This is a genomic window from Kitasatospora sp. NBC_00070 (assembly GCF_045041205.1).
Taxonomy (GTDB): domain Bacteria; phylum Actinomycetota; class Actinomycetes; order Streptomycetales; family Streptomycetaceae; genus Kitasatospora.
In genome coordinates, this window is sequence record NZ_CP108247.1 from 165,802 (window position 1) to 182,596 (window position 16,795).

A 16,795-nucleotide genomic window follows, 5' to 3' on the forward strand; every position below is an offset into this window, starting at 1 on the left:
GAGACTTCCGGTGGCGGCCTCGACGAAGTCCGTTCCCTGCAAGACAGTTGACCAAGGAGAGCAAGCCATGGCCGTTCACCACGCACCCACCTCACGCTTCACCCGGCTCGGGGCGACGCTCCGGCACGGCGTCGCCCACCGGCCCCGGGTCTCGGCGGACACCGCCACGGTCGCCGTCGCCGCGACCCGCGCCCTCGCCGTCGCACGGGTCGGCCTGGGCTTCGTCTTCCTCTGGGCCTTCCTCGACAAGGCCTTCGGCTGGGGATACGCCACCCCGGACGCGCGGTCCTGGGTCAACGGCGGCTCACCCACCAAGGGCTTCCTCAGCCGGGTCTCCGCCGGTCCGCTCCAGTCCGTCTTCCACGACCTGGCCGGCCAGGCCTGGGCCGACTGGCTGTTCATGCTCGGCCTGCTCGGCATCGGTCTCGCCCTCACCGCCGGCGTCGCACTGCGCGTCACCGCCGTCGGCGGCACCCTGCTGATGGCCCTGATGTGGGCGGCCGAGTGGCCGCCCACCCGTCACCTGGCCGACGGTACGGCCAGCGGGTCCACCAACCCGGTCACCGACTACCACCTGATGTACGCCCTGCTCCTGATCGTCCTGGCCGCGACCGGCGCGGGCGCGACCTGGGGCGCGGGCCGCCGTTGGGCCGACCTGCCGGTCGTCCGGGGCCACGCGTGGCTCCGCTGACCACGGCTCACCCGAGGTGGCGGGCACCGGCCCTGACGGTCGGTGCCCGCCACCTCGTCCGTGGACGTCGACCGGTCCCTCAGTCGAGTGCCAGGGTGAACCAGACCGTCTTCCCCGTCGCGGTCGGGCGGGCCCCCCAACCGGAGGCGAGCGACTCGACCAGGGACAGGCCCCGACCGTCCTCGCTGCCACAGTCGGCCGGCCGGGGAACCGGCAGCGAGGGGCTGGTGTCCGAGACCTCCATCGTCAGCTCCCGGGCCGTGCGGTGCAGCCGTAGTCCGATCGGTCCGCGCGCGTGCCGGACCGCGTTGGCGATCAGCTCGGAGCCGAGCAGGCAGGTGGTGTCCTCGACCTCGGGGCAGGCCCACTCCTGGAGGGTCGCCCGCAGGAACCGGCGCCCGAGGGACGCCGACGAGGGGAGCGCGGGCAGGTCCACGGAGGCGGTCGCCAGCGGCGGGGCCGGCAACTGGGCCAGCAACAGGGTCACGTCGTCCGAGTACCGGTCCGTCCCGGGCAGCATCGCCCGGAGCACCCGGTCGGCGACCACCTCCAGATCGGGGGTACGGACGAAGGCACGCCCCAACTCGTCCGCCAGCGCGGAGATCTGGACACCGAGGTCGCTCTCGGGGGTCTCCACCAGACCGTCCGTGTAGAGGACCAGGGTGGAGCCGGGCGGGACGGTCAGAGTCGCCTGCTGGTGCGGGACGTCGCCCACTCCGAGCGGGACGCTGACCGGCGCGACGAGTTCGCGCACCGTGTTGTCCGGCGAGACCAGCAGGGCCGGCAGGTGGCCGGCCGAGCAGATCGCCACCTCGCCGGCGTGCGGGTCGATCACCAGGTAGCAACAGGTGACCAGTTGGTCCGGCAGGTCGGCGACCACCGCGTCCAGCGCCTGCATCAGCTGTCGCGGCGGCATGCCCGTCTTGGCCAACGCGTGGGCGGCCGAGCGGAGTTGCCCCATCACCGCGGCGGCCTCCAGCCCTCGGCCCATCACGTCGCCGACGATGACGCCGATCCGCCCCGCCCCGAGCGGCACCAGGTCGAACCAGTCGCCGCCGACACCGGCCCCCTCGGTCGAGGCCAGGTACCGGCTCGCGGTGCGCATCCCGGGGATGTCCGGCGGTGAACCCATCAGGCTGCGCTGCAGAGTGAGCGCGATGTGCCGCTGCTGCTGGTAGAGCCGGGTCAGCTCCAGTTCGGCCCGCTTGCGGTCCGCGACGTCGCGGACGATCGCCGAGGCACCGCAGATCGCGCCGTACTGGTCGCGGGTCGGCCACAGGGTGACGTCCACGTCGAGCAGTTGGCCGGCCGCGGCGAGCCGGAGCGACTCGTGGTTCTCCACCCGCTCGCCCCGCGCGAGCCGCTCCAGCAGGGCGGTCACCTCGTCCTTGAGATCGGGCGGGGCCAGTGTCCCGATGTGACGCCCGATCACCTCCTCCGGGCTGTAGCCGTACAGGCGGTGGGCGGCGGCGTTCCAGTAGGTGATCCGGCCGTCCAGGGTGTGGGTGATGATCGCGTCCTGCGAGGACTCGACCAGCGTCGCCAGCTCGCTGATCCGCACCTCCGCCGCCTTGCGATCGCTCACGTCCCGGATCGCGGCCGAGACCAGCAGGCCGTCGCCGGTCTCCAGCGGGCTCAGGCTGATCTCGACCGGGAACTCGGTACCGTCCCGACGCAGCCCGTACAGATCGAGCCCGGAACCCATCGGCCGGGTCCGCCGGGTGACGGTGTATCCGCTGCGGTGCTGCGGGTGGTGAGCGCGGAAGCGTTCGGGCAGCAGGGCTTCCACCGGCCTGCCGAGCAACTCCTCCCGGCGGTACCCGAACAGCGCCTCGGTCTGTGCGTTGACCAGCCTGATCACGCCGCGGTCGTCCACGATCACCATCGCGTCCGGCGCGGACTCCAGCAGCCCCCTGAACCGCCGCTCGGCGGCGCGCAGTTCGTCCATGTCCCGGTCCGACGCGCTCTGCCGGGGAACCGCCGTCTCCGCCCCTCCTCGATCCATGGAACCGTCCACCTGGTGGTTGCGAGGGGTGACCATGGCATATGACCGTACTGAGGACGCGAGCCGGGGGGCCGGGAAAGCGAGAATCCGCGCAGATCAGACCGTATCGGCTCGCTCCTGATCGTTCCCGATCGTCTGGATGTCAGATGGCGTTCAGGCCGTGGCCGGTGAAGACGGCGCGGGCGGTGGTGACCTGTTCGGGGGTCGGTGTGGGGGTGTCGGCGAGCGCGAAGTCCTGGCCGAGGGCTTCGTACTTGGCGGTGCCGAGCTTGTGGAACGGCAGCACGTCGACGCGGGAGACGTTGCCGAGCGAGGCGGCGAAGCCGGCTACGCCCTCGACGTTCTCCACCGGGTCGGTCAGTCCCGGCACCAGCACGAACCGCACCCAGACCTCCTTGCCGAGGTCGGCGAGCCGCCGGGCGAAGTCCAGGGTCGGGTCCAACTGCCGCCCGGTGACTCGGCGGTAGAGCTCGCGGTCCCAGGACTTGATGTCCAGCAGCACCAAGTCGACGTCGGCGAGGAGGGCGTCGGTGGCGCGGGTGCCGAGGAAGCCGGAGGTGTCCAGTGCGGTGTGCAGGCCGAGTTCGTGCTTGAAGCGGTGGAACAGCTCGCCGGCGAAGACCGGCTGGAGCAGGGGTTCGCCGCCGCTGATGGTGGCGCCGCCGCCGGAGGCGCGGATGAAGGTGGTGTACTTCGCGGCCTCGGCCACCACCTCGTCGGCGCTGGTGCGTTTGCCGTTGCGCATTTTCATGGTGTCGGGGTTGTGGCAGTAGAGGCAGTTCAGGGGGCAGCCGGCGAGGAAGGTGACGAAGCGGGTGCCGGGTCCGTCCACCCCGGTGGAGAGGTCCCAGGAGTGCACCGAACCCGTGACGGTCCGGGGCGGCCCGAGCGGGATGGTGATACCGAGATCGACGGCCATGGCGAATCCTCCTGACGCCGGCTACAGCGAGCTGTGGAAGGTGCGGTTGAGGACGTCGAGTTGTTGTTCGCGGGTGAGGCGGACGAAGTTGACGGCGTAGCCGCTGACGCGGATGGTCAGCTGGGGGTAGTTCTCGGGGTGTTCCATGGCGTCGAGGAGGGTGTCGCGGTTGAGGACGTTGACGTTCATGTGGAAGCCGTTGGAAGCGATGTAGCCGTCGAGTACGCCGGCGAGGTTGGTGATGCGTTCGGCGGGGGTGCGGCCGAGGGCGTCGGGGGTGACGGTGTTGGTGAGTGAGATGCCGTCCTCGGCGTCCTGGTAGGGCAGTTTGGCGACGGAGAGGGCGCTGGCGATGTAGCCGTGGCTGTCGCGGCCGTTCATGGGGTTGGCGCCGGGGGAGAAGGGTTCGCCGGTGCGGCGGCCGTCGGGGGTGTTGCCGGTCTTCTTGCCGTAGACGACGTTGGAGGTGATGGTGAGCACGGACTGGGTGTGTTCGGCGCCGCGGTAGGTGGGGTGTTTGCGGATCTTGCGCATGAACTCCTCGACCAGCCAGACGGCGATCTCGTCGGCGCGGTCGTCGTTGTTGCCGTAGGCGGGGTAGTCGCCTTCGATGAGGTAGTCGGTGACCAGGCCGGTGTCGTCGCGGACGGGGGTGACCTTGGCGTACTTGATGGCGGCGAGGGAGTCGGCGGCGACGGAGAGGCCGGCGATGCCGCAGGCCATGGTGCGGCGGATGTCGCGGTCGTGCAGGGCCATCTCGATGCGTTCGTAGGCGTACTTGTCGTGCATGAAGTGGATGACGTTCAGTGCGTGCACGTACGTCTGGGCGAGCCATTCCATCTGCTGGTCGAAGCGGGCCAGCACCTCGTCGTAGTCCAGCACGTCGGAGGTGATCGGGCCGGATGCGGGGCCGACCTGGGCGCCGGACTTCTCGTCGCGGCCGCCGTTGACCGCGTAGAGGAGGGTCTTGGCGAGGTTGACGCGGGCGCCGAAGAACTGCATCTGCTTGCCGACGGCCATCGCGGAGACGCAGCAGGCGATGGCGGTGTCGTCGCCGAAGCGCGGGCGCATCAGTTCGTCCGACTCGTACTGCACGCTGGAGGTGTCGATCGACACCTGGGCGCAGAACTCCTTGAATCCCTGGGGTAGTTGCGGGGACCAGAAGACGGTCATGTTCGGTTCGGGGGCGGGGCCGAGGTTGTAGAGGGTCTGGAGGTAGCGGAAGGAGCTGCGGGTGACCAGTGGGCGGCCGTCCTGGCCGATGCCGCCGATGGACTCGGTCACCCAGGTCGGGTCGCCGGAGAACAGTTCGTCGTATTCGGGGGTGCGCAGGAAGCGTACGATCCGCAGTTTGATGATGAAGTCGTCGACCAGTTCCTGGGCCGTCTGCTCGGTCAGCAGTCCGCTGTCGATGTCGCGTTGGAGGTAGACGTCGATGAAGGTGGAGGTCCGGCCCAGTGACATCGCGGCGCCGTTCTGCTCCTTGACCGCTGCCAGGTAGGCGAAGTACAGCCACTGGATCGCCTGGCGGCCGGTGCCGGCCGGGCCGGAGATGTCGTGGCCGTAGGAGGCGGCCATCTGCTTGAGTTCGCCCAGCGAGCGGATCTGCTCGGCGAGTTCCTCCCGCTCCCGGATGGTCTCCTCCAGCAGGGCCGGGTCGCCGGGCATCGCGTCCAGCCCGGCCTTCTCCGCCAGTTTGGCCTCGATCAGCCGGTCCACCCCGTAGAGGGCGACCCGGCGGTAGTCGCCGATGATCCGCCCCCGCCCGTACGCGTCGGGCAGGCCGGTGACGATGCCGGCCTTGCGGGCGGCCCGGATGTCGGGGGTGTAGGCGTCGAACACGCCCGCGTTGTGGGTCTTGCGGTACTGCGTGAACACCTTCTCCAGCTCCGCCGACACCGGGTAGCCGTACGTCTCCAGCGCGCCGGCCACCATCCGCCAGCCGCCGTAGGGCATGATCGCCCGCTTCAACGGCGCGTCCGTCTGCAGACCCACGATCAGGTCCAGCTCCCGGTCGATCCACCCCGGCGCGTGCGCCGTGATCGTCGACGGGACGTCGTACGCCACGTCCAGGACGCCCTTGGCTCGCTCCTGCGGGAACAGGTCGGTGATCTTCTCCCACACCGCCGTGGTCCGCCCGGTCGGGCCCGCCAGGAAGGAACTGTCACCCAGGTAGGGGGTGTAGTTCTGCTGGATGAAGTCCCGGACGTCGATGGCATCCCGCCACAACCCGCCCTTGAAACCCTCCCAGGCCCCGCCCCGCGTCTTCTCGATGTGCTGGGTGCTCATGGTGTGCTGCTCCCGCTCTTCGTGGTTCCGAGCCCTACGCCTACATTGTGAAACGATTCACAAAGTCACATGGGCTCGGAAAGTCCTGATTCGAATGGACCTTCGTCCCGGCTCAGATGTGGTCCCCGTAGTAGGCCTGGCGCATGAGTTGCTGCATGTCGGCGAGCATCGGCATCCGGGGGTTGGCCGGGGCGCACTGGTCCTCGTAGGCGTACATCGCCTGCTGCGGGAGGGCGTCCAGGAAGGCGCTCTCGTCGACGCCGGCGTTCTTGAAGGACTGCGGGATGCCGACCCTGTCGCGCAGCTGCTCCACCGCGTGGGCCAGTGATTCGACGCCCTGCTCGGGGGTGTCGGCGGGCAGGCCGAGCATCCTGGCGATCTGCTGGAAGCGCTCGGGGGCGACGTAGCTCTGGTACTTGGGCCAGCTGGTCACCTTGGAGGGGGCGGCGCCGTTGTAGCGGATCACGTGCGGCAGCAGGATGGCGTTGGTGCGGCCGTGCGCGACGTGGAAGGTGGCGCCCAGGGTGTGTGCCATGGCGTGGACGATGCCCAGGAACGCGGAGCCGAAGGCCATTCCGGCGATGGTGCCAGCGTTGTGCATCTTCTCCCGCGCCACCGGGTTGTCCGGCCCGTTGGCCACGGCCTCCTCGAGGTTGTCGAAGACCAGCCGGATGCCCTGCAGGGCCAGGCCGTCGGTGAAGTCGTTGGCGTAGACCGACACGTAGGTCTCGATGCAGTGGGTGAGGGCGTCGAAGCCGGAGTCGGCGGTCACCGCCTTCGGCAGGTGCGTGGTCAGTGCCGGGTCGCAGATCGCCACGCTGGGGGTGAGCGCGTAGTCCGCCAGCGGGTACTTCTGGCCGGTCTCCGAGTCGGTGATCACCGCGAACGGGGTGACCTCCGAGCCGGTGCCCGAGGTGGTCGGGATGCACACCAGCTTGGCCTTCTCCCCCAGGTCGGGGAAGGTGAAGGCGCGCTTGCGGATGTCGAAGAACTTCTCCTTCAGGTCCGCGAACACCGTCTCGGGGTGCTCGTACATCAGCCACATCACCTTGGCCGCGTCCATCGGCGACCCGCCGCCCAGCGCGATGATGGTGTCCGGCCGGAAGCCGCGCATCAGCTCCGCGCCCTTGTCCACCGTGTCGATGCTCGGGTTCGGCTCCACGAAGTCGATCACCCGGATCTCCACCGGCTCGGACCGCCGGTTCAGCACCGACCGGACCCGCTCCAGGTGCCCGATCTCCACCATCGTCCTGTCGGTCACGATCACCACCCTGCGCGCACCGCGCATGTCCGCCAGGTACTTGATGGAGTTGCGCTCGAAGAACACCTTCGGCGGGATCTTGAACCACTGCATGTTCGTGTTGCGCCGCCCGATCCGCTTGATGTTCACCAGGTTCAGCGCGGTGACGTTCCCCGACACCGAGTTCGCCCCGTAACTGCCGCACCCCAGCGTCAACGACGGCATGAACGCGTTGTAGACGTCCCCGATCCCGCCCTGCGAACTCGGCGCGTTCCAGATGATCCGGCACGCCTTCACCGCATGCCCGAACTCCTCCGCGAACGCCTCGTCCTCCGTGTGCACCGCCGCCGAGTGCCCCAGACCGTTGAACTCCACCATCTCGGTGGCCAGCCTCAGCCCCTGCTTGCGGGTGTCCGCCTTCAGCACCGCGAGCACCGGGCAGAGCTTCTCCCGCGTCAACGGCTCCTCGGGCCCCACGAAGTCCACCTCCGCCAGGATGATCGAGGTGTCGGCGGGAACCGTGAACCCGGCGCCCTCGGCGATCTGCGCGGCGGACCGGCCCACCACTGCGGAGTTGAGCCGTCCTCGGTCGCCGACCGTGCCGAACAGGTGTCGTTCCAGCAGGACCTTCTCCTCGCCGGTGGCAAGGTGCGCCTTGAGCTTGCGGAACTCGCCGAGCGCCGGGCCGTAGATCTCCTGGTCCAGGATCACGGCCTGCTCGGAGGCGCAGATCATCCCGTTGTCGAAGGACTTGGAGACCACCACGTCGTTGACCGCGCGCTTGAGGTTCGCGCTCTTCTCGATGTACGCGGGCACGTTGCCCGCACCCACCCCCAGGGCCGGCTTCCCGCAGCTGTACGCCGCCTTCACCATCGCGTTCCCACCCGTGGCCAGGATGGTCGCCACCCCCGGATGGTTCATCAACGCACCCGTCGCCTCCATCGACGGCACCTCGATCCACTGCACGCAGTGCGCCGGAGCACCCGCCGCCACCGCCGCGTCCCGCACGATCCGCGCCGCCTCCGCCGAACACCGCTGCGCGGCCGGATGGAAACCGAACACGATCGGATTGCGGGTCTTCAACGCCACCAACGCCTTGAAAATCGTCGTCGAGGTCGGATTGGTCACCGGAGTCACCCCCGCCACCACACCCACCGGCTCCGCGATCTCCACGATCCCGTCGATGTCGTCCCGCCGGATCACCCCCACCGTCTTCATGTCCGCCATCGAGTGCGTGACATGCTCGCAGGCGAAGACGTTCTTGACGGCCTTGTCCTCGAACACCCCCCGCCCGGTCTCCTCCACCGCCAGCACCGCCAACCGGGTGTGCGCGGCCAACGCCGCCAACGACGCCTTCTTGACGATGTGGTCGACCTTCTCCTGCGTGAACCCCGCGTACTCCCCCAGGGCCTTCAGGCCGTTGCCGACCAGAACGTCCACGGCCATCACCGCCTCGGAGGGCGCAGGAGTCTCGGTTGCTTCGGGCCGAACGGGTTCCGGGGTGCTCGCGGTCTGCGGGCGACGGGACATGGTGGACCACCTTTCAGGTTGTCGTCCGGGGCCGGGCGCATCCGGTTGTCGTCGGCGCCCCGGCACACAGCGTCCCGCCGCCGGGGGCGGCGGCGAGCCTGCCGGTCGGGGCAGGACCTCGGGCCGAAGGTCCCGCCTCGGCAAGGCGGTTGGTCCCGGGCCGGGCGACGGGCCGGCCAACAGGCCGGGCGACGGCCGGGACCACCCTCGGCCGGTCTCAGTCGTGCGGGATCACGGCGACCGGGCTGTGGGCGTGGTGCAGGACGACGTGCGCCACCGTCCCCAAGTGGGGTGCGGCCATGGGCTGTCCGGGCGCCCGCCGTCCCACCACGACCAGGGAAGCCCCGCGCGAGGCCACCCGCAACGCGTCGGCCGCGCCGCCGCCCACCACCTCCGCCTCGCTGGGGACGCCGGGGAACTTCTCCCGCCAGCGGCCCAACGCGTCCTGGAGGTGCACCAGCCGGGCGGTCGCCAGCGACTCCCTGATCGCCTGCTGCCCCAGCGGAGCCTCCGTCACATACGGTCCGGTGGGCGGCGTCCAGGCCTCCACCGCCCGCAACGCGACCCCGCGTCGGGCCGCCTGCTCGAAGGCGAACGCGAGCACCGCGTCGCAGGGCCGGTCACTCTGGATCCCCACGACGACCTCGCCCCTCCCGTCGGCCGGACCGTCCGCACGTTCGGTGACCAGAACGACGGGGCACCGGCTGTGAGCCGCCGTACGGAGCCCGACCGAACCGACCAACCGGCCGACGACGGCGCCGAGCCCCCGGGAACCGAGCACGAGCAGGCCGGCCCGCTCGCCGGCGGCCGCCAAGGCGTAGTACGGGCTCCCGGTGACCTGCTCGCAACTGATAGTCAGCTCCGGCCAGCCGGCGGCGACCCGGTCCCGGATCTCGGCCACCGGGGCCGGCAAGCGGTCCGTCGGTTCGTCCGCCGGGGCGAGTCCCCCGCCGTCCGCCGCGACGTGCAGCATGCGCAGCACCCGTCCGCTGCGCCGGGCCTCCTCCGCTGCCCACCGGGCGGCGGCCTCACTCTGCGCCGATCCGTCGACTCCCACCACAACAGCGCGCTTCATGGCTGTGACCTCCACCGTTCCGACCGGCCGCGGCGCGGATGCGCTCGACCACCCTGCTTGGACACGGACACTGTGCCGCCGCCCCCGCGACCCGGCCCAGAGGCCGAACAGCCTCCCGGTGGCCCGAAGGTCCCGGTGTCCGGCTCAACTGCCAGGCACCACGGCGACCGGGCAGGCGGCATGGTGCAGGACGGCGTGGGCGACGGGGCCCAACCGTCCGGCCGTGCCGTCGGGACGCCGCCCGACCACCAGCAGCCGGGACTTGGCCGAGGCTTCGACCAACAGCAGCCCCGCGCCTGCGGGTTCCGCCTCCTCGATCACCTCGACCTCCGGGTGGGCGTCCTTCCACGGTTCCAGGACCGCGGCGAGCAGAGCCGCCTCCCGCTCCCGCCCGTCGGCCCGGCCCGCCGTCCGCACCACCGGGAAGGCGTGCAGGACGCGCAGCGGCGAGCCGTGTCTGCGGGCGGCCTCGAAGGCGAAGTCGAGCGCCGCACCGTGCGGACGGCGGGCGTCGACGGCGACCGCGATGAAGTCCCTTACCCCCGCGTCCACTTCGTCCACCGGCACCAGCACGGTCGGGCAGCCGGCCCTCGCCGCGACGTGCAGGGCGGTCGATCCGACCCGCAGCCCGGGGAAGCCGCCGTCGCCACGGACCGCCAGGACCAGGAGTTCGGCGGTCTCGGCAGCCGCCACCAGCGCGGCGGTGGCGACGTCGTGGACCTCCTCGGTGCGGGTGTGCACCTGCGGGTGCCGCACCGCGAGAAGGTGCCGGACCTCGTGCAGCAGGGCGCAGCCGTCGAGCGGCGACCGGGCCGTCCCGCCCGGCAGCAGGTGCGGCATCAGCGGCAGCGCGTGCAGGACGCGCAGCGGACGATCGCGCAGGGCGGCCTCCCCCGCCGCCCAGTCGGCGGCCGCCAGGCTTGCCGTGGAGGTGTCCACTCCTACGGCGACGGGCAGGTCCATGGCACTCAGCTCCTCGTTGTCGGCCGGTCCGGCGAGGCGCGCCTGGTGTTCCGTCAGCTCGTGGACGGTCGTGCGGCACCCGCCTCCTGACGCATCGTCGTGCCGCGGACAGCAGCCCGCACAGGGCCGACCGGGGTACGCGACGCCGGGGCGACCCGGGACCCTCGGCCCCGTTCCCGAGGCTGTCCGGCCCATGCCCGCCACCGCCCGGCCGGACGATGCTGACGGGGTCGTGACGATGCCGTACGTCACCGGCCGGTTCGCCGGACGGACGGCCGTCCACCCCATCGACCCGAGGACGGTTTCCCATGACCCAGTACCTGCTCGCCGGTATCGACGGTTCCCCGCAGAGCACCGCGGCCGCCCGGTGGGCCGCCGACGAAGCCGCCCGCCGGGGGCTCGCCCTGCGGCTGGTCCACGCGCAGACCTGGATCGACGGCATCAACGCCGACCGGACCCAGCCCACCGACGTCCGCGGCCTCACCGTACGGATGCTCGCGGACGCCGAGCAGGAGGCCCGGCGCTCGCACCCCGGCCTGGAGGTGCAGACCGAACTGATCGGCGGTGGCGGCGAGCCGACCGACCTGCTGGTCGAGGCCGCGGCCTCCGCCGACCTGCTGGTCCTCGGCTCGCGCGGCCGGGGCGGGTTCACCGGGCTGGTGGTCGGCTCGGTCGGGCTCGCCGTGGTGGCCCGCTGCGAGGTGCCCACCGTCCTGGTCCGGGCCGCGGGCACCGACCGCCCGGGCGGTCCCGGCCGGGGCGAGATCGTCCTGGGGGTCGACACCCGTGCCCCGGCCGACGAGTTGATCGACTTCGCGTTCCAGCAGGCCGTCCGGCTCGGCGCCGTGCTCCGGGCCGTCCACGGCTGGACGCCGCCGGCGTCCTGGGGCTACGCCGGCTGGGTGCCCCCGCAGGTCGAGTCCGAGCAGTTCCAGGCGATCGAGTCCGAGCTGCTCACGGAGGCGCTGGCCGGCCGGCGCCAGAAGTACCCGGAGGTGCTGGTGATCGAGGAGTGCCGGATCGGCACCGGAGGGGCGGCCCTGGTGGACCGGTCCACCGAGGCCGCCCTCGTGGTGATCGGACGGCGCCACCGCCCGCACCACGCGGGCATGCGGCTCGGGCCGGTCGCCCACGCCGTCCTGCAGCACGCGAAGGCCCCGGTCGCCGTCGTCCCGCACGACTGACGCCGCCGGACGCGAAGGCGGTGGGTCCCCGGACCCACCGCCCGGACCCGCTCGGCCCGTCACCTCGAAGGAGCAACCGCCATGTCCAGCACCCGCCGCCCCACCGTCCGCCTACCGCACCGTCATCTGCGCCGGGCCCTCGGCTTCGAGCGGAACGGGCTGAGCCGGCCACTGGACCGGGCCCGCAGCCGTGCCCTGCTGCTCGGTGCGCTCGGCCTCGCCCTGGCCACCCTGGTGGGCACGGCGGCGGCGCTGGTCGAGCTGGGCTCCGGGCAACGCCGGGCCACGGCGGCGGCGGTCGGGCTGCACCAGGTCGACGCGGTCGTCCGTACCCCGGCCCGCCGGGCCGACGCCGGCGCCACGTTGAGCCGGACCGGCTACCGGGCCGAGGCCGCCTGGACCTCCCCCGCCGGCCAGGACCGCAGCGGGACGATCGTGCTCACCCGGCCCGCCGCACCGGGCGCCACCACCCGGATCTGGGTCGGCGACACCGGTGCGCTCGCCACCGCTCCCCCGAGCGCCACCGATGTCGCGGTCGGGGCGGGCGTGGCCGGCCTGTTCACCCTCGGCGGCCTGTCCGTCCTGGTCGCCGCAGGTCTGGGCCTGCGGCTGCGCTCCCTGGACCGCGCGGCGACGGACGACTGGCAGCAGGACTGGGCCCGGCTGGAGCCGATCTGGACCGGCCGCTCCTCCGACCTGCCCGGTACCCCCGACCCCAGGCTCGGCTGACCCGTCGTCAGCGGACACCACGTACCGGCCACTCCCGGCCGCTCCGTAGGAAGGCTGGACCTCCATGGCTCCGTCGCTCACCGTCCGCAGCATCGAGGACGTCCTCGTCGCCGCGGCTGCCGCGGCCCCGTCCGTCCACAACTCCCAGCCGTGGTACTTCAGTCGTGGCCCCGAGCCGGGCACGCTCGCGGTCCACGCGTCGCCGCGGCACGCCCTGCCGCTCACCGATCCCGACACCAGGGCACTGCACATCTCGGTCGGCGCCGCGCTGGGCAATCTCAAGGCGGCCGCGATCCAGCTGGGCCGCGAACCGGTCATCAGACTGCTGCCCTGCCCGGACCGGCCCGGGCTGCTGGCCACGGTGCGGCTGGCCGGCCGGCCCCGCGCGGGCCTGCTACGCCACCCCGACCTCCATCAGGCGATCTGGCGGCGCCGCAGCAGCCGCCTGCCGTTCTCGCCGGCGCCGGTCCCCGAGGCCCTCCTGGGCGAACTCGCCGAGGCCGCACGGCTGGACGGTGCCGAACTCCACCGTCCCGGCCCCGCCGAGAGCACCCGTCTGCTCGGCCTCACCACGGTGGCCGACTCCCGCAACGCCCTCGACCCCGGCCGCCGGCGCGAGTGCCTGGCCCGGACCACCGGCCCCGGCGACGCCCGGGCGCTGCCCGTCCACGCGTTCGGACCACGGGATGCCACCGGCCGTCTCCCGGTGCGCTCCTTCGGCGGACTGGACGAGCCGCCCCGGGACCGCACCGCGCCCGGGTCCGGCCCCCGGCTGCTCCTGCTGACCACCCGGCACGACCGGCGCGCGGACTGGCTGCGGGCCGGTCAGGCCCTGCAGCACGTCCTGCTGCTGCTCACCCTCCGCGGCCTGCGCGCCTCGATGCTCCACCAGGCCCTGGAGTGGCCCGACCTGCGGGCCCGGCTGGCCACCGCCGACGCGGACCGCTGCGCGCCGCAGATGCTGCTGCGCATCGGCTACGGCTCGCCGGTCGTCCCCACCCCCCGTCTCCCGGTGCCCGCGCTGTTCGACCGTCAGGACGCCTCCGCCACCGGCGATTAGGGCCGTCCGGCCCTACCGTCCGCAGACGCCCGAGCGTCAGACTCTCCCTCGGTTCTCATTCGGCCCGTCGTTCCGGCGGGTCCCCGAGTACGGAGACGTGATGACGGACAACGGGGCAGCACGGGCCGGCACCACCGTGCGGGTGTTCCTGCTCGACGACCACGAGGTCGTCCGCCGGGGGGTGCACGATCTGCTGGACGCCGAGCCCGACCTGCTGGTGGTCGGCGAGGCGGCCACCGCCGAGCAGGCGATCGCCCGGGTACCGGCGCTGCGCCCGGACGTCGCCGTGCTGGACATGCGGCTGCCCGACGGCGACGGTGTGACGGTCTGCCGGGAGTTGCGGGCCCGGATGCCCGACCTGGCCTGTCTGATGCTGACCTCCTTCGACGAGGAGGAGGCCCTGCTCGACTCGATCATGGCGGGTGCCGCCGGGTACGTCCTCAAGCAGATCAGCGGTACCGACCTGGTGTCCGCCGTCCGCACCGTCGCCTCCGGGCAGTCCATGCTCGATCCCGGGGCGGCCACCCGGCTGATGGCGCGGATGCGCGGCGACGCCACCCCGCCCACCCCGGCGTTCCCCGAACTCACCGGCCGGGAGGGCGAGATCCTCGCCCTGATCGGCGAGGGGCTGACCAACCGTCAGATCGGGGAACGGCTCTACCTGGCGGAGAAGACCGTCAAGAACCACATCTCCCGCCTGCTCGCCAAGCTCGGGGTGGAACGACGCGTGCAGGCGGCCGTGATCGCCGCACAGGCCCCCGGCACCGGCCGGCCGCCGGTCGGCCGCAACCACCCCTGAGCCCCGTCGATGTCCCCCGCACGAACCGCTCCGGGACCATCCGACCGGCTCCGGGGACCAACGGCCCCTCACCCGACGCTCCGCCCCGGGCAAGCATCGACGACATGAGTCCCGATCAGATCCCCTCGGCCGTTCCCGTACCACTCGACGAACGGCAGTGCCTGCGGCTGCTGACCTCGGCGTCGGTCGGCCGGGTCGTGTACACGGTCGGCGCCCTGCCCGCCGTGCTGCCGACCCGCTACCGCTTCGGCAGCGGCGGCGTGCTGCTGCGCGCCCCGGCCGGGTCCGAGCTGGTCCGCGCCGTGGCCGGCTCCCTGGTGGCGTTCGAGACGGGCGAGGTCCACCAGTCGGACGGCAGCGGTTGGACCGTCACCGTCCTCGGCCGGGCGGAGGTCGCCGAGGACCCGGCCGCAGCTGGCTCCGCCCCGGCCGGGCAGGTCACCCTGCTGATCCGGGCGGAGCTGGTCACCGGGCACCTGCTGCCCTCCTCGCACTGAGCGAGGAGCGGCTCGGCCGGCCCGGCCACCGAGGGCGGTGACGGTCCGTCAGTTGCCGAGCGGCGCCGACCAGACCAGTCGCGCGCCGCCGCCCGGCGGGGCCGTGAGCTCCAGCGCACCGCCCAGCCCCTCGGCCCGCTCCGCGAGGTTGCGCAGGCCGCTGCGCCGGCCCTGCTCGGGGATGCCCACGCCGTCGTCCTGCACGGTCAGCACCACCTGCGTGCCCGTCGCCTGCAGCACCACCTCGACCCGCCCGGCGCACGCGTGCCGTACCGCGTTGCTCAGCGCCTCGCCCAGGACCGCCACCACGTGGTCGGCCACCTCCGTGGGCACGTCGGTGTCGAGCAGGCCCTCCATGCTCAGCCGGGGCGCGAACCCCAACGCCGCCTGCGCCTCCTCGACCACCTTCACCGCCCTGGCCCGCAGGCCGTACCCCGCCGCGTCCTCCCGGACCCGGAGCCCGAAGATCGTCGACCGGATGATCTTGATCGTCTCGTCCAGGTCCGCCACCGCCCGCAGGACCCGGTCGGACGCCCCGGGATGCTCGATGAACCGGGCCGCGCTCTGCAGCGTCATCCCGGTGGCGAACAGCCGCTGGATCGCCAGGTCGTGCAGGTCCCGGGCGATCCGGTCGCGGTCCTCCAGCATCGCCAGCTGTTCGGCGTCCCGGCGCCGGGACGCCAGTTCCAGCCCCAGCGCGGCCTGGCCCGCGAAGCCCAGCAGCGGTCCGGTCTCCCGCTCGGTGAACGCCGCCTCCCCCGCCCGGCGGACCAGCAGCAGGACTCCGTCGACGTGCCCTTCGGTCCGCCCCAGCGGCACGGCGACGGCCGGGCCCAGCCGCTCCGCCCGCCGCGGATCGGCCGTCAGCCGCGGATCGGTGGCCAGGTCGAGGGTGGTGACCGGGGCCCCCTCGGTGAACGCCGCGCCCGAGAGCGTGCCCTCCCGCGGCACCACCAGGCCCGCCCGCTTCGCGGCGTCCCCGCCGAGCGCCAACTCCACCCGCAGCGTCTCGCCGTCGGCCGCCGGCACCACCACGTCCGCCAGCTCCGCACCGGTGATCTCCCGGGCCCGCTGCGCGATCAGCTCCACCACCTGCCCGCGCGGGCTGCCCGACAACAGACTGCGGGTGATCTCCCCGCTCGCGCTCAGCCAGCGCTGCTGGCTCTGCGCCTCCTCGTACAGCCGCGCGTTGTCGATCGCCACCCCCGCCGCCACGGCCAGCGTCGCGATCACCGACTCGTCGTCGGCGTCGAACTCCTCCCCGCCCCGCTTGTCGGTCAGGTAGAGATTGCCGAACACCTTGTCCCGCACCCGGACCGGCACACCGAGGAAGGTCCGCATCGGCGGGTGGTTGTCCGGGAACCCGTACGAGGACCGATGCTGCGACAAGTCCCCCAGCCGCAGCGCCTCCGGATGGTTGATCAGCTCGCCGAGCAGCCCCTTGCCGGTCGGGTAGGGGCCGATCCCGGCCACCTCCTCGTCCGTCATCCCCACCGTCAGGAACTCCGACAGCCGCTCCCCGTCCGGACTGATGATCCCCAGGGCCGCGTACCGGGCGTCCACCAGCACCGCGGCGGCCTCCACGATCCGCCGCAGCGCCTGGGTCAGGTCCAGCTCCCGCCCGACCGACAGCACCGCCTCCAGCAGACTGTGCACCCGGTCCCTGGTCCCCCGGGCCGCGTCGATCCGCGCCTGCAGCTCCTCCAGCAGCTCGTCCAACCGCAGCTGCGGAATCCGTGACCGCATCTCGTCCCCCACCGGAGCCTCCTCCTCACCGACCGGACCGTTCACCCGCAGCGGCCCGGCAGGCGAAC

13 protein-coding genes are annotated in these 16,795 nt (G+C 72.4%); 6 read left to right on the top strand and 7 right to left on the bottom strand.

The window, feature by feature from the left end; all coding sequences use genetic code 11:
• Positions 1–67 precede the first annotated feature (67 nt).
• Positions 68–691: a hypothetical protein gene (locus OHV05_RS00780; protein ID WP_405015786.1), complete on the top strand. Its 624-nt coding sequence runs from the start codon at positions 68–70 to the stop codon at positions 689–691.
• Positions 692–770: 79 nt separating this feature from the next.
• Here the strand turns inward: OHV05_RS00780 and OHV05_RS00785 are convergent, their stop codons facing one another.
• From OHV05_RS00785 to OHV05_RS00810, 6 genes are all read right to left on the bottom strand, one after another.
• Positions 771–2,732 (bottom strand): PAS domain S-box protein, encoded by a 1,962-nt coding sequence (locus tag OHV05_RS00785; protein ID WP_405015787.1) that lies wholly within the window; start codon positions 2,730–2,732, stop codon positions 771–773.
• 106 nt (positions 2,733–2,838) lie between these two features.
• Entirely contained in the window at positions 2,839–3,615 is a 777-nt protein-coding gene (pflA, locus tag OHV05_RS00790; RefSeq protein WP_405015788.1) for a pyruvate formate-lyase-activating protein, read from the bottom strand.
• A 21-nt stretch (positions 3,616–3,636) separates the two neighbouring features.
• Positions 3,637–5,904 (bottom strand): formate C-acetyltransferase, encoded by a 2,268-nt coding sequence (gene pflB / locus OHV05_RS00795; RefSeq protein WP_405015789.1) that lies wholly within the window; start codon positions 5,902–5,904, stop codon positions 3,637–3,639.
• Positions 5,905–6,016: 112 nt separating this feature from the next.
• Positions 6,017–8,674: a bifunctional acetaldehyde-CoA/alcohol dehydrogenase gene (gene adhE / locus OHV05_RS00800; RefSeq protein WP_405015790.1), complete on the bottom strand. Its 2,658-nt coding sequence runs from the start codon at positions 8,672–8,674 to the stop codon at positions 6,017–6,019.
• A gap of 217 nt (positions 8,675–8,891) precedes the next feature.
• On the bottom strand, positions 8,892–9,749 hold the full coding sequence (locus OHV05_RS00805; RefSeq protein ID WP_405015791.1) for a universal stress protein: 858 nt from the start codon (positions 9,747–9,749) through the stop codon (positions 8,892–8,894).
• Positions 9,750–9,893: 144 nt separating this feature from the next.
• Entirely contained in the window at positions 9,894–10,712 is an 819-nt protein-coding gene (locus OHV05_RS00810; protein ID WP_405015792.1) for a universal stress protein, read from the bottom strand.
• A 308-nt stretch (positions 10,713–11,020) separates the two neighbouring features.
• Here OHV05_RS00810 and OHV05_RS00815 point away from each other — a divergent pair, with 308 nt between their 5' ends.
• The 5 genes from OHV05_RS00815 to OHV05_RS00835 all read left to right on the top strand — a co-directional run bounded on the left by OHV05_RS00815 (position 11,021) and on the right by OHV05_RS00835 (position 14,981).
• Positions 11,021–11,896, top strand: a complete 876-nt coding sequence (locus OHV05_RS00815; RefSeq protein ID WP_405015793.1) for a universal stress protein — start codon at positions 11,021–11,023, stop codon at positions 11,894–11,896.
• An 81-nt stretch (positions 11,897–11,977) separates the two neighbouring features.
• Positions 11,978–12,625 (top strand): hypothetical protein, encoded by a 648-nt coding sequence (locus tag OHV05_RS00820; protein WP_405015794.1) that lies wholly within the window; start codon positions 11,978–11,980, stop codon positions 12,623–12,625.
• Positions 12,626–12,689: 64 nt separating this feature from the next.
• Positions 12,690–13,685, top strand: a complete 996-nt coding sequence (locus tag OHV05_RS00825) for an Acg family FMN-binding oxidoreductase (protein ID WP_405015795.1) — start codon at positions 12,690–12,692, stop codon at positions 13,683–13,685.
• Between the two features lie 100 nt (positions 13,686–13,785).
• A complete protein-coding gene (locus OHV05_RS00830) occupies positions 13,786–14,484 on the top strand; it encodes a response regulator (protein ID WP_405015796.1) in 699 nt (232 codons plus the stop codon).
• A 104-nt stretch (positions 14,485–14,588) separates the two neighbouring features.
• Positions 14,589–14,981: a pyridoxamine 5'-phosphate oxidase family protein gene (locus OHV05_RS00835; RefSeq protein ID WP_405015797.1), complete on the top strand. Its 393-nt coding sequence runs from the start codon at positions 14,589–14,591 to the stop codon at positions 14,979–14,981.
• 48 nt (positions 14,982–15,029) lie between these two features.
• On the opposite strand, the gene OHV05_RS00840 is transcribed toward OHV05_RS00835, so the two are convergent.
• A complete protein-coding gene (locus OHV05_RS00840; RefSeq protein WP_405021367.1) occupies positions 15,030–16,727 on the bottom strand; it encodes a GAF domain-containing protein in 1,698 nt (565 codons plus the stop codon).
• Positions 16,728–16,795: the final 68 nt, after the last annotated feature.

Coding starts and splice junctions, on each gene's coding strand:
- OHV05_RS00780 (WP_405015786.1), top strand. CDS start 68: ATGGCCGTTCACCACGCACCCACCTCACGCTTCACCCGGCTCGGGGCG.
- OHV05_RS00785 (WP_405015787.1), bottom strand. CDS start 2,732: ATGGTCACCCCTCGCAACCACCAGGTGGACGGTTCCATGGATCGAGGA.
- pflA (WP_405015788.1), bottom strand. CDS start 3,615: ATGGCCGTCGATCTCGGTATCACCATCCCGCTCGGGCCGCCCCGGACC.
- pflB (WP_405015789.1), bottom strand. CDS start 5,904: ATGAGCACCCAGCACATCGAGAAGACGCGGGGCGGGGCCTGGGAGGGT.
- adhE (WP_405015790.1), bottom strand. CDS start 8,674: ATGTCCCGTCGCCCGCAGACCGCGAGCACCCCGGAACCCGTTCGGCCC.
- OHV05_RS00805 (WP_405015791.1), bottom strand. CDS start 9,749: ATGAAGCGCGCTGTTGTGGTGGGAGTCGACGGATCGGCGCAGAGTGAG.
- OHV05_RS00810 (WP_405015792.1), bottom strand. CDS start 10,712: ATGGACCTGCCCGTCGCCGTAGGAGTGGACACCTCCACGGCAAGCCTG.
- OHV05_RS00815 (WP_405015793.1), top strand. CDS start 11,021: ATGACCCAGTACCTGCTCGCCGGTATCGACGGTTCCCCGCAGAGCACC.
- OHV05_RS00820 (WP_405015794.1), top strand. CDS start 11,978: ATGTCCAGCACCCGCCGCCCCACCGTCCGCCTACCGCACCGTCATCTG.
- OHV05_RS00825 (WP_405015795.1), top strand. CDS start 12,690: ATGGCTCCGTCGCTCACCGTCCGCAGCATCGAGGACGTCCTCGTCGCC.
- OHV05_RS00830 (WP_405015796.1), top strand. CDS start 13,786: ATGACGGACAACGGGGCAGCACGGGCCGGCACCACCGTGCGGGTGTTC.
- OHV05_RS00835 (WP_405015797.1), top strand. CDS start 14,589: ATGAGTCCCGATCAGATCCCCTCGGCCGTTCCCGTACCACTCGACGAA.
- OHV05_RS00840 (WP_405021367.1), bottom strand. CDS start 16,727: ATGCGGTCACGGATTCCGCAGCTGCGGTTGGACGAGCTGCTGGAGGAG.